This window comes from Kutzneria kofuensis (genome assembly GCF_014203355.1).
Lineage (GTDB): Bacteria > Actinomycetota > Actinomycetes > Mycobacteriales > Pseudonocardiaceae > Kutzneria > Kutzneria kofuensis.
Genome location: NZ_JACHIR010000001.1, coordinates 1,099,597 through 1,111,928, shown reverse-complemented (window position 1 = coordinate 1,111,928; position 12,332 = coordinate 1,099,597). Strand labels below are relative to the sequence as shown.

The window sequence follows — 12,332 nt, the reverse complement described above, 5'->3', positions numbered from 1 at the left end:
GTGGCCCGCGTTGCCCCGGGCGGGCTACGGGAGAACTACCTACCCGGCCGCGGTGTAGCTCCGCCCGTGCCGGTGAGAAAACGAGGGAATGTCAGGATTGTCCGGTGCCGGCGATCCAGGCCGTGATCTCGGCCCTCGTGGTGAAGCCCAACTTGGTGAGGATGCTCTCGACGTGGGTCTCGGCCGTGCGTCGGGCGATGAGCAGGGTGGCCGCGATGTCCTTGTTCCGCATGCCCTGCGCGATCAGCTCGGCGACCTGTTGCTCCCTCGGGGTCAGCGAGCGTGCTCCGTGCTGGCGCGTCCACTCGGTGGGCGGCCGGTCGGCCGCCGGCATGCCCAGGCCGTAGCCGATCGCCTGATCGACGCCGAGTTGGGCGCCCTGGTGGTACGCGGTGGCGAACTGGTGGTCGCCGAGACTCTGGCGGGAACCGTTCTCACATCGGTGGTCGAACGCCGCGTAGTGCTGCGACTGCACCACCGCCAGTTCGGACGGCAGCCATCGCGAGGCGCTGGCGCCGAGCAGCCGGGCCGCCTTCGTGTGCTGGTTCTGCCCGATCGCCGTCCAGGCCAACAGCTTCAGCGTCAGCGCGACGGCCAGCCGGTCATTGCTCGGGCGGAGCAGTCGCAGCGCGCTCTGGGCCAGCGCGGTGGCGCGCCGCAACTCGTCGCGCCGCCAGGCGGCGAATGCCGCAACCCACAGGGCGTGTGGCATGGATCGGCTGGCCTGCCGTGTCATGCACAGCACGAGACCGTCCTCGGCCCGGCTGGCTGCCGTGGAGTCGCCGAGCAGTGCCGCGTCGATGGCCCACTGTGAGAGGGCGGCGTGCGCCCCGGCGAGGTCGCCGGTGTCGCGGAAGCCGGCGACTGCCTGCTCGGCGAGGATCACGGCGCCGGCGAGGTCGCCCCGGTGCGTGGTCAACATCGACAGGCCCAGCCGCGTGTACGCCTGCGAACGCCGGTCGTTCAGTCGCCGCGCCAGTTCGTCCGCCTCCGCGAGCGACGACCCGGCGTGGGCCACGTCGCCCATCAGCGTCGTGAGAATGGCGCGGGCCGACAGGGCATCGGCGCGCTCGACGGTGGGGGAGGAGTCGGCCGCGATCGCCCGGTCGAGCCAGTAGCGGCCCTCGTGCAGTTCGCCGGTGGCCAGCCAGAAGTGCAGCAGGGTCGAGGTGATCCGCAGCGCGAGCGGGGACTTGCCCCGCTCGTCCAGGCAGGACGCGATCGCGGTCCGCAGGTTGTCGCGCTCCTTGCGCAGTCGCTCGGCCCACAGCGCCTGGCGCGAACTGAACCAGTCGGTGCCGGCGACGGCCACCAGGCTCAGGTAGTGGTCGCGGTGGCGGATCCTCGGATCCGTCCGCCGGGTGGACCGGGACCGCTGCTCCAGGCCGTGCTGGCGCATCGGGGCGAGCAGCTGGTAGCGGATCCCCTCGTCCGCGGTGCCGTCCTGGCGGCGGTGCACGATTCCCTTGTCCAGCAGGGTCGTCACGATGCCGGCCACCTCGTCGGCGCGGACGTCCTCGCCGCCGCAGACGGCCTCGGCGGCGGCGAGGTCACAGCTGCCGGTGAAGACCGACAACCGCTTCCACACCTGGCGTTCCGCCGGCGAACACAGGTCGAAGTGCCAGTCGATCACCGGCTGCGGCCGCAACCGGTGCGGCGCCGCCAGTTCGACCGCCTTGGTCCGCTCGCGGAAGTGCGCGTCGAGCAGGTCGACCAACCGGCGCAACGGCATCGTGCGCAACTGCGCGGCCACGAGCTCGATGGCCAGCGGGATTCCGTCCACCCGGCGGCAGATCCAGGCGACGTCGGCCCAGTTGCTCTCGTCGACGACGAAGCCGGGATGGGCGGCGGCCGCCCGCGCCGCGAACAGGCGAACCGCGCCGTAGTGATTCAGCCCCGTCGCCGGCGGCAGCCGGTCCAGGTGCGGAACCGTCAAGGGGGGCAACGGGAAGACGCGCTCACCGCCCAGCCGCAACGCGTTCCTGCTCGTGACGAGGACGTGCAGCCGCGGCGCGGCCGCGAGCAATGCTCGGATCAGCCGCGTGCACGCGTCGGTCAACCCGTCGCAGTGATCCAGCACCAGCAACAGCATCTTGTCGGCGAGGAACGCGGAGAGCGTTTTCACGACGGGCGACCCGCACCGGTGGTCCACGTCGAGATCGACCGCGACGGTCTCGGCGAGCAGGTCGGCGTTGTCACAGCCGGCGAGCTCGACCAGCCAGACGCCGTCGGGGAAAGCGGGTCGCACGTCCATCGCCAGGCGCAGCGCCAACCGGGACTTGCCGATGCCCGAAACCCCCGTCATCGTGATCAGCCGACTGGTCGAGAGCAACTTGCGGGCGGCGGCCAGCTCTCGTCGACGGCTCACGAAGTTCGTCGCGCTGCCGGGCAGCCGGCCCTTCCACTGCGGTGGCATCGGTTCCCTCCCCCAGGACGATGGTTGGTTGTCGGCGGGCGACGTCGGCGCCGCGTCACGCGTGCGGTCCCACTCAGCTCAACACCCACTGGTGATCGCCGCGGGGAGAGTCCAGCCAGAGCCACTGCATCTCGGCGGTGACCGTGAGCCCGAACCGCTCGCGCGACGGCCGGCCGAGGGCACACCACTCGCGGTAGAGGCGTTCGACGTGGTCCCACAGCAGGCGGGGACCGTGTTGTTCGACCGTGTGGCTCCTGGTGTTGTGGCACGCCCACGAGCCGTCGGGGTGGAACAGCCAGGTCTGCGGCTCGCGGGACAGCGGCCGAAGGTCCAACCGCGCCACCCCGGGCATCAGCAGGCCGGCGAACATGACCAGGGACGACGTCTGGTTGGGCAGGGCCAGCGCCAGTCCGGGCTCGGTGGGGCGGACCGCGCCGTGTTCGTGGATGGCGCGCCGGAAGCGCTGGCCGGGGTCGATCGGCCGGTACGACCGGGTCGGGGCGAAACCGCCCTGGTACGGCAGGAAGAAACCCTGCGCCGAGTGGTCGGGGTCGACGGTGAGCCGGATCAGCGCGTTGACGCCGAGTTCCCGGTAGATCTGCGCGAGGATCACGCCGGCCGGGCGGACCTGCCGGAGCCAGTCGGGCGGTATCGCCGGCACGCCGCAGGTGGCGATCAGGCGGTCGTAGGGGTCGTTGCCCGGGTCGCCGCTGACGTGGTCGGAGATGCCGACGGCCGGGTAGTAGCCACAGCTGTCCAGCTGGGTCCGGGCCCGGTCGACCAGCGTCGGGTCGATGTCGATGGACGTCACCAGCGGAGAGCCGAGCCGGTGGCAGAGCAGGGCCGTCGTGTAGCCGCTGCCGGTCCCGATCTCCAGAACCCGGTGCCCGCAACGCAGATCGAGCTGCTCGAGCATCAGCGCGGCCAGGCTCGGCGACGTGCTCGTGCTGGTGGGCGAGCCCTTGAGCGACCGGCAGCCGTGCGGAAGCTCCCACGCGCAGCTGCGACCGTCGAGCTGGATGGGCCAGGCGCCGTCGCTGTACACCATGTCCAGCCACGCGGGGTGCCGGAAGTCGACCGTGTCGTAGGACGTTCCGTCCAGCGCCGGCCGGAAGAAGTGGCGGAGGAAGGCTTCGCGCGGCACCTGGTCGAACGCCGCGTGCAGCTTCGGGTCCCGCAGCAGTCCTCGCTGGGTGAGGTCGTACGCGAACCGTTTGCGTGGGTCGGCCACGTTGGGGACGGTCATGTCGTTGCTGATCCTCGGCTGGATGAATTGCTTTGCGTAGTCGATTGCCGGCGTCATGGCGGGGGAGTCGCACGGTTGCGGCGGCGGACTCGCGCTCCTGGCTCCACCATGGTGTTTCATCGACCTGCGACGTGGTGGGTGTCACCAGCTGAAGCCAGAATGGACCTGGCCGGAGAGGGTGTGCAACTCCACACCGTCGCCGTGCCGGCAGCTCACCCGCTCAGCCGCTTATCGCTTTCCGCCGGGCGGCCCAGCGCCGACGACACCCGTCCGGTGTAGCGGATCTGTTTCAACTACGGGAAGTCCAGCAGTTCCCATCGTGTCCCCGTGCGCGCTCGGCGGCCATGTGTCCGTGCGACGTTCCAGGCGTGGTGTGCGATCCTGAGATCGCGGCGCGGGCGCGCGATCTGTTGGGACCACCTCCTTTTCGCCACCGCTGCGACGCTATCGGACCGGCAGCAGAAGACAACCGAGTCGGCAAGGCGCGTAGTGGTCCCTGCCGCATACTGGCCACGAATTTCGGAGACCGACATGTCCTCATGTTCCTGGTGGAATGCGCTTCCCGACCGTCGTCGGCCGAGCGGTGACATGGTCGACGACGGTGCGGCGGAAGTGATCGATGCTCGCCTTGTGTGGAGGAGGTAGGCGCCATGGGGTGCTACGACCTCACCGGCCGAACCGCGCTGGTGACCGGTGGCGCGCGGGGACTGGGCGCGAGCATGGCCGAGGCGCTCGCCCGCGCCGGGGCCGCGGTGGTCATCGGCGATGTCCGGGAGGAACTCGGCCGCGGATGCGTCGACGCGCTCGCGCGGTCCGGGGCGGCGGCCCGGTTCGAGCGGCTCGACGTGACCGACGAGGCGAGCTGGGGCGAGGCGGTGATCAACACGATCACCGCCATGGGCGGCCTCGACATCGTGGTCAACAACGCCGGGGTCGAGGTGTCCGGTCTCGTCGTCGACCTCGATCCGCGAGCCGTGCGACGGATGCTCGACGTGAACGTGCTGGGCACCGCGCTCGGCATCAAGCACGCCTTTCGGGCCATGCGCCCGGGCGGGCCGGCCGGTGACGGCGGCGCGGTCGTCAACGTCGCGTCGGTCGCGGCGAGCATCGCCTTTCCCGGCATTGCCGCGTACTCCGCGACGAAGTCGGGTGTCGACCGGCTGACCCGGGTGGCGGCGGTGGAGGCGGGCAGGCTCGGCTACGGCGTGCGCGTGAACTGCGTCCAACCCGGACTGGTGCCGACGCGGATGGGCGAGCGGCTCACCCGGGACGTGGTGGCGTTCGGCCTGTTCGCCAGTGTGCGGGAGGCGGTCGGGGCGGTGGTCGGGCGGACGCCGCTGGGCCGGCTGGGCGAGCCGGCCGACGTGGCGGACGCCGTGGTGTTCCTCGCCTCCGACGCTGCCCGTTTCATCACCGGCGCCGCGCTGCCGGTCGACGGCGGCATGGGCGTGTGAGCGCCTCGCCGGCCGCCGTCACGGGTTGAACCGCATGCGCTGCGTGAGCACGTCCTCGGCTATCTCCGACAGCGGCCGGCCGGTGGCGAAGGCCCGGGCACGGAGCCGGAGGAACGCCTCGGTCAGGCCGGATTCCAGCTGTATCGACACCACGCCGATGGCCCGGTGTATCTCGCCCCAGCGCGCGCCGACGCCGCACTCGAACTCGTCGGCGTCGTCGGGGCCGGCCTCGACCAGATCGGCCAACAGGGACACCGCCACGTCGGCGAACAACAGCGCGTCGGAGATCTCGTCGTCGGACAGGTCGCCCTCGGCCGTGCGGTGGATCTCCAGGACTCCGACCGAGATCATGTGCTGGACCAACGGGAACGCGAACACCGCGGGCGCCCCGGCCTCGACCGCGGCCGGGGCGAACAGCGGCCAGCGGCGGAGGCTGGACATGCTCGTCAGCTCGGGCGCCAGGACCGGGCTGAGCCCGTCGAGGGCGTACACCCCCGGCCCTTCGCCGACCGTGATCTGCATGTCCATGATCTGCTCGCTGACCACGTCGGTGGCGTAGATCGGCTCGCCCGACCCCAGATCCCCGATCAGGTACAGCCCGACCCCGCCAGCACGCACCATCGTCGCGCACGCCTGGCAGACGTGTCGGATCCCGACCGGCCGGCCCTCGGTGCGGGCGAGCGCCCGGACGGCCTCCATCACCCGAGCGAGGCGATCGTCGTCCCTCGCTGTCATCGTGTTCGGGTCCTTCATCGGACAGTCCACACCTTCCGTTTTCCCTGCCCGGCGGCCCGTCGGGCCGCGCGGGCGGCCACCCAGTGGAAGTGATGCCGCGGTGAACGCCCGCGTGCCTGATGACGTCACGGGGCGTGTCTGGCGACCGTCGCGTGGAATGGAGCGTGCCCGACCTGGCCGAGCGACAACACGGGAGAACTACCTGTTGTCGCCGAACGGACGGGTGTCACTACAGGGCGTGGCCGGCACGACCGATGATCCGCTGACCGGACGCCGACGATCCGACACCGTGCGTCGCGCGCTGCTCCAACCGGTTCGAGAAGGGGATCCGGTCGAACCGGCGTCGCCCTAGTCCGGGAGGAAACACGCCTGGTGTTCGAGGTACCAGGAAATGATCTGAATACGCGAGGCGAACCCGAGTTTGGCCAGGATGTGCTCGACGTGGTCCTCGGCCGTGCGCTGGCTGATGATGAGCGCGCCCGCGATGTCCTCGTTGCTCGCCCCCCGGGCGACGAGCCTGGCCACCTGCCGCTCGCGCAGGGTCAGCGGTGTCGAACCCGCCGCGGACGGCGTCGCCGTCGCGCCCGGCTCCGTCTCGAGGGCGTAGGCCACCATCTCGTCGAACGTGAGCCTGCCGCCCTCGCGGAAGGCGGCCTCGTACTTCTTCCCGCCGAGCGCGCTGCGGGCCTGCCGCTCGCAGTCCCGGTGGTAGTCGAAGACGGGCTTCAACGGCGCCACCGAGGTTCCCATCGACTGCCAGAGCGCCTCGGCCGCGCCGAGCAGCGTCGCGGCCCTGCTCTCCCGGTGGTCCGAGGTCGCGACGCAGGCCAGCGCTTCCAGGCAGAACGCCGTGCCCTGGACGTCGTTCAACCCGCGCTTGAGCCGCAGGCTCTGGTGTTGCAGATCGGTGGCCCGCCGCAGGTCGCCCTGCTGCCACGCGGACAATCCGAACGCCCACCGCGCGTGGGACTGGTGGCGGCGTTCCCCGTTGGGCTGGGTGATCGCCATGACTTCCTGGTGGCACGTCCGCGCGCGCCGCGCGTCACCGGCGACGGCCACGGCCACCAGGAGCGCGTGCAGGGTGTCGACCCGCAGGTTCAGATCCGGTGACCCGGCCGCGAGCGCCTCTTCGTAGGCCACGATCGCGGCCGGCACGTCGCCGGCCCAGAGCGCGAGATGGCCGGTGGCGTAACCGAGCCGGCCGAGGCTGTCGGCGTCGCCCAGCCGTTGTGCGAGCGCCCGGCCCTCGGCCAGCAGCGACCGGCCGGAGTCGAAGTCGCCCTGGACGACAGCCAGCTGGCTGCCGAGCAGCAGTGCCCGTGCGCGACAAACGCACGGTTGCCGGGCCTGGGACAGGGCCCGGTCCAGCCAGCGCCTGCCCTCGCTGAACCGGCCGGGGGACCACCAGTAGAAGTGCCAGGGGCTCACCGCCATCCGCAACGCGGACTCCGCCTCGCCCGGTTCGGTGAGGCAGAACCGCAGTGCGGCACGGATGTTGGCGTGCACCAGGTCCAACCGGGCAAGCCAGTACTCCTGCAGCGGGCTGATCCACTCCCGTTCGGCCCGCAGCAGCAATTGCTCGTAGAAGTCGCGGTGCCGCCGGCGCAGTCGCGTCTCCTCGCCGCGGTCGCGCAGTTTCGTCAGTCCGAATTCCCGGAGCGTGTCGAGCAGTCGGTAGCGCAGTTCCGATCCGTGCTTGTCGGTCACCAGAACCGACTTGTCGACCAGTCCGGTGACCAGTTCGAGCATGTCGTCCTCGGGCAGGCCCTCGCCGGCGCAGACCGCTTCCACCGCCTCCAGGTTGAAGCTGCCCGCGAAGACCGACGACCGGGCCCACAGCAGCTGCTCGTCCGGCGAGCAGAGCTCGAAGCTCCATTCGATGCAGCCGCGCAACGTCTGGTGCCGCGTCTGCTCGCTCCCGCTGTCCTGGGCCAGCAGGGTGTAACGGTCGGCCAGCCGGTCCAGGATCTGTTGCGGCGAGAGCACCCGCAGCCGCACCGCGGCCAGTTCTATAGCCAGCGGGATCCCGTCGAGCTGGCGGCAGATGCCGACCACCGAAACGTAGTTGTCCTCGGTGAGACGGAACTCCGGAACCGTCGCGGCAGCGCGATCGGTGAACAACGCCACGGCCTCGTAGCGGTGCCCTTCCCGCTTCCCGCTCGGTTGGGACAGGTCCGGCACGGACAGCGGCGGCACCGGCCGGATCGCCTCGCCGGAGATGCCCAGCGGTTCGCGGCTGGTGGCCAGGACGCGGAGTTTCGGGCAGTCGCCGAGCAACGCGTACGCCAGCTGGCCACACGCGGCCAGCAGGTGCTCGCAGTTGTCCAATACCAGCAGAAGGCGCCGATCGGCCAGATGCTCGGTCAACGTGACCAGGGGCGGCCGGAACGATCGATCGCCCAAGCCGAAGGCGCTCGCCGCCGTCTGCGCCAACAGCGCGGCGTCGCGCAACTCGGCCAGGTCGACCAGCCACACCCCGTCCGGGAAGGCGCGCCGCATGCCGGCGGCCGCCTGCACGGCCAACCGGGATTTACCCACTCCGCCGACCCCGGTCAGCGTGACCAACCGTGAGGCGGACAACAACTGTTTGATCTGCGCAAGTTCGCGTCGGCGACCGATGAAGCCGCCCAGATCCGCGGGGAGGTTCGTCGGGGACGCGCCTGCTGGGCAACGGGCCATAATCAGGCCATACTGCCATAATCGGGTGGGGCCGGGCGAGGCATTGCGCGCCACGAGAAACCGTGCTCTGGCAAGGACTTCCGATCGGCCCGGCGTGTCATCGAGGTGATGACGGCGGAATCGGACACTCACCCGGTTGTGCGGGCGCTCGTCCAACGCCGGCCCGGCGCCGTGCGGCGAATTCCGCGATCGCCGTGACGATGGTGAACGATCCTCGAATTCGGCGTCCGAACGGGCCGGCCGCGGCATCCTGACGCCGTGGGCATCCGTGTCGCTGACGCACATGCGCCATTTGGCAACGGTTTTCGTGTCCTACGTTCGTCTGGCGGCAGGTGCGGCGCGGACCCCGGGCGACCACCGGGGCCGTGCCCGCACAGGTGACGCGTCCGGTGGAAACGGGCGCCTGGCGGGAAGAGGCGGAGATGACCACCAGAGAGATCGGGTCGGGGTGGGCGGTGTTCGCGAGCGTGCTGCTCATCGTGACCGGTGCGGTCAATGTCGTCGAAGGACTCGTGGTGCTGGGCCGGCGCGCCCAGGTGGTTGCCGTCCAGGACCGGTTCTACCTGGTCGACATGACCACCTGGGGACTGGTGCTGCTGGTGTTCGGCGCGGTCCTGGTCGTCGTCGGAGTCGGCCTGCTCACACTGGCGGCGTGGGCGCGGATGGCCGCGATCGTGCTCGTGGCCCTGCACGCCGTCTCGCAGGTCTTCTGGATCGGCGCGTATCCGGTCTGGGCCGTGCTGATGATCGCACTCGACACGGTGCTGTTGTTCGGGTTGACCGCCCGCTGGTCGCGGACGAACCGCGAGACGTCGGCGCACCACCTCCGGGTCGACGCCGACCGGTCCGCGAGTGAACCCCGGTGAGACGCGGCTGTGGCCTCGGGGACTCGATCCTGATGAGAGTCCCCGAGGCCACAGCGGGAGCAGTGCGAGGTCGACCTCGGCTCGACGACCGAGGGGATCGACCCGGGTGTGACCGGAACTAGCTGGTGCGGGCGTCGCCGCCGGCGCGGGCGTAGTCGAGGGTGAACGTCACGCGATCGGCGTTGCTGCCCGACGCGAGCCACGACACCTGGAACGCGGGGTCGGTGCCGGCCGCGTCATAGTCGTTCTTGCCGAAGTACGGGTTCTTCCAGTGAACCTTGACCGTCTTGAAGTTGAGGCTCGGATCCGTGCAGCCCACGGTGAAGTAGCTGGCGGCTCCTTCGGTTCCCCTGAGGAACTGGTTCGACTCCGACCCCCATTCGCCGCGGCCCCGCTGGTTGATGACCAGTGGCGGCTCGTTGGTCCACGTGCCGCTGTCCAGCCGCGCCTCGGTCCGCACCAGTGTGCAGTCCACGTTGCTGTTCAGGGCGACGGTGGTGGAGCGGGCCGCCGCCGGCGCGGCGGGCGGCTCCTGCGCGGCCGATGCCTGGCCGGGCACCAGGGCCAGGCTCCCCATGGTGAGTGCCGCTACGAGCACTGACCACGTGACGGCGGAAAGCCTGCGGCGGCGAGTCGGATGCGTTGAGTTCATGGTGGGGCTCCTCTGTGGGCGGCTTCGACGGTCGCCCTGCGATCGGCGGTTGTCGGTCCTGTCCCTTGCTGTGAAACGGTGCGGAATGCGTGGTGAGTCGCGTCGTGCGATCCAATCACCTCCACTGCCGTAATCGTGCGGGGCGAATCGACCCGAATCGAGGTGATACGTGGTCGACCACGCCCGATTCGGATGTCATTCATGGTGATCGTGATTCACACTGTCGCGTCGCGCCGATGATCGCAAGAGGGCTGTGGAGTGGTTTTCTGTCCAAATTTGGCCGATGACGCGGCCAGGTTTGTTTAGTTGTCGCGACAATGGATTTCTTGTGGCGTCCGCCCGAATCTGGCCCCTTTTGTCGGTGAGAGCGGGTCGGTAAACTGGCCGGGCGGAATGTATATCGGGTTGCGAACGTCGCCGCGGGCTGTTCCTCGTCGGAGACCGGTGCGGAGGTCCGTGGCCGCCCGGCAATCACCGGGTTGGGGATTCGCCGGAGGCGGTGGTGTCCGCCGGGCGGCCGTCGTCGCGGGCCACGGCGCTCCCGCCGGCCGGGCGAACCGCCGGCCGGCGTGTGCTGATCGAGACGAGATGGGCGTCGACACCGGACAGGGCGACCGCGTGCGAGGCCTTTCTGGGGATTTCCACGATTTCCGTGACGACGCCGCGTGTGAGAATCGCGAGACGGTCACGGTCCGAGTTCGTCCCCGTGAGTTGGCGGAGAAAAGCGCCCGCCGCCGCGCGGATGCGGTTCATTTCCTTTCGCCCGTTGCCTGGCGCTCCGATTTTCGTTCTCGCGCGATGCCGGGTGTTGTCGTCGCGTGAGACCCGGGCCTGGTCGAACAACCTTGTGACTCCCTTGTCGACAATCACTGTCGGCGTATTTGCGATGATCAGTTTGCTGACGGGTTTTCGGCGGCGGAAGGGGCCATGCGGCTGGCCCCCGCGTGGTGTCCCCCGATGAGGGTCGAGGGCGAGCCCTCGCCGTCGTCGGGGCGTGCCTGGCGTGCGGCGCGGCGGGTGTGCCGGTCATCCTCGGGCAGGCGCCAGGACTCGAGCTCGGCGAGGATCGCCACGAGGTTCTGGCCGGACGGGGTCAGGTGGTATCGCACCTGAACCGGCCGCTGTGCCCCGTTCACCTGCCTGGCCACGATGTGCGCTTCCCGCAGGCGCCGGAGAACCCGGCTCAGCTGTTTGTTGTCCATGTGCAGCGAGCGGGACAGCTCGCTGTAACGCATCGAGCCGTGGCCCAGCGCAACCAGAACGGGCAGTGCCGACCTGAGAGCGATGGTTTCGATCACCTCGGCGACTTCGCTCCAATTCGCGAGGTGTGTCGCCGGGATTGGAACCGCGGCGTCGTCCCGCCATTCCGAGTCCAAGGGCGGCTCGGTGGCGTCGGTCGATTTCACGGCACTTCGGTCCTCTGCTGTCAATTCGGCGAGAGATGCCCAAGGATTGTCTTCGGTGCTTCCCCGGTCAACAAGAGGCCAGGCGCTTGGCCCTGCGAAGCCCGGCGCTGTCGTGCCGTCACGGATCTGCGGCGGGGTGGCCGCGCGCCGCGGCATCGAGCCCGTTGTCCCGGCTGCGTCCCGTGGGGCCCGCGCAATCGATGCCGGCGGCGCACGGGCGTCGGCGTCTCGGCCGAGCCGGCGCCGAGTGATGGCGGGCAGGCCCGGTCGGGCGTCGGCGGCCCACGGCCCGGGGGCCAGCCAGTTGGCCTCTCTCTGGCCGTGATCTTCTTCGTTACAGTCGATCCCGTTCGCCCAGTGGTCAAACGAAAGGTGTGACACGCCCTTGTTTTGACCGCTTCGCATTCCCCATCGGCGTCGTCGCCGTTCGTGTGCATGGGATGGATGGTCCGATCGACAGCCGATCTGCGACGTTGTCGGGCGAGCGGGCGTACCCGGTAGGGCGCCTTTGATTATTGGCCGACCTGTTCTGGGCGGACGCTGATTGTTCGTTCACGTGTATCCGTCCCACGGGTATTCGGGATGAACGTTGTGGTGACCGTTGAATTCTGGAAAGAGAGGAGTGGTTCTCAATGGAAAAGGTTCAGTACGCCCTCGGCGACCTGTCGATGGACGTGTTCACCCTGACCGACCGTGGTCTGACCGTCGAGTCGCTGACGGCCGGTCACGGTATGGCCGAGAACGAGGCGTCCAGCTCGTCGCACTGTTCGGGTAGCTGCAGCTGCGGTGGCGGTAGCTGCAGCTGCGGTAGCTGCAGCTGCTGGGACGGCGGCTGGGACGGTGGCCACGGTGGCCACGGCGGTCACGGCGGCTGGTGA

General features: G+C 69.8%; 10 protein-coding genes. 3 read left to right on the top strand and 7 right to left on the bottom strand.

Annotated elements, in window-relative coordinates; all coding sequences use genetic code 11:
- Positions 1 to 91: 91 nt before the first annotated feature.
- Together BJ998_RS05075 and BJ998_RS05070 are read right to left on the bottom strand one after the other, a co-directional pair.
- Positions 92 to 2,416, bottom strand: a complete 2,325-nt coding sequence (locus BJ998_RS05075) for an ATP-binding protein (protein WP_184858929.1) — start codon at positions 2,414 to 2,416, stop codon at positions 92 to 94.
- Positions 2,417 to 2,489: 73 nt separating this feature from the next.
- Positions 2,490 to 3,662 (bottom strand): methyltransferase domain-containing protein, encoded by a 1,173-nt coding sequence (locus BJ998_RS05070; RefSeq protein ID WP_184858927.1) that lies wholly within the window; start codon positions 3,660 to 3,662, stop codon positions 2,490 to 2,492.
- 650 nt (positions 3,663 to 4,312) lie between these two features.
- Between BJ998_RS05070 and BJ998_RS05065 the strand changes: the two genes are divergently transcribed.
- A complete protein-coding gene (locus BJ998_RS05065) occupies positions 4,313 to 5,116 on the top strand; it encodes an SDR family NAD(P)-dependent oxidoreductase (RefSeq protein ID WP_184858925.1) in 804 nt (267 codons plus the stop codon).
- A gap of 18 nt (positions 5,117 to 5,134) precedes the next feature.
- Here BJ998_RS05065 and BJ998_RS05060 read toward each other — a convergent pair whose 3' ends face one another.
- Both BJ998_RS05060 and BJ998_RS49020 read right to left on the bottom strand, forming a co-directional pair.
- Positions 5,135 to 5,851, bottom strand: a complete 717-nt coding sequence (locus tag BJ998_RS05060; RefSeq protein ID WP_184858923.1) for an ANTAR domain-containing protein — start codon at positions 5,849 to 5,851, stop codon at positions 5,135 to 5,137.
- 348 nt (positions 5,852 to 6,199) lie between these two features.
- The gene (locus tag BJ998_RS49020) at positions 6,200 to 8,389 is read right to left on the bottom strand and encodes an ATP-binding protein (protein ID WP_221337878.1); all 2,190 of its coding nucleotides are present in this window, start codon (positions 8,387 to 8,389) and stop codon (positions 6,200 to 6,202) included.
- A gap of 563 nt (positions 8,390 to 8,952) precedes the next feature.
- Between BJ998_RS49020 and BJ998_RS05050 the strand changes: the two genes are divergently transcribed.
- The gene (locus tag BJ998_RS05050) at positions 8,953 to 9,396 is read left to right on the top strand and encodes a DUF7144 family membrane protein (RefSeq protein ID WP_184858919.1); all 444 of its coding nucleotides are present in this window, start codon (positions 8,953 to 8,955) and stop codon (positions 9,394 to 9,396) included.
- Between the two features lie 118 nt (positions 9,397 to 9,514).
- Here BJ998_RS05050 and BJ998_RS05045 read toward each other — a convergent pair whose 3' ends face one another.
- The 3 genes from BJ998_RS05045 to BJ998_RS48475 form a co-directional block, all read right to left on the bottom strand.
- On the bottom strand, positions 9,515 to 10,048 hold the full coding sequence (locus BJ998_RS05045; RefSeq protein ID WP_184858917.1) for a hypothetical protein: 534 nt from the start codon (positions 10,046 to 10,048) through the stop codon (positions 9,515 to 9,517).
- Between the two features lie 471 nt (positions 10,049 to 10,519).
- Positions 10,520 to 10,891, bottom strand: a complete 372-nt coding sequence (locus tag BJ998_RS05040; RefSeq protein ID WP_184858916.1) for a hypothetical protein — start codon at positions 10,889 to 10,891, stop codon at positions 10,520 to 10,522.
- Between the two features lie 47 nt (positions 10,892 to 10,938).
- Complete coding sequence (locus tag BJ998_RS48475; protein WP_184858914.1) at positions 10,939 to 11,454, bottom strand: winged helix-turn-helix transcriptional regulator; 516 nt, start codon at positions 11,452 to 11,454, stop codon at positions 10,939 to 10,941.
- 632 nt (positions 11,455 to 12,086) lie between these two features.
- Here BJ998_RS48475 and BJ998_RS05030 point away from each other — a divergent pair.
- Entirely contained in the window at positions 12,087 to 12,332 is a 246-nt protein-coding gene (locus BJ998_RS05030; protein ID WP_184858911.1) for a thiomuracin/GE37468 family thiazolyl RiPP peptide, read from the top strand.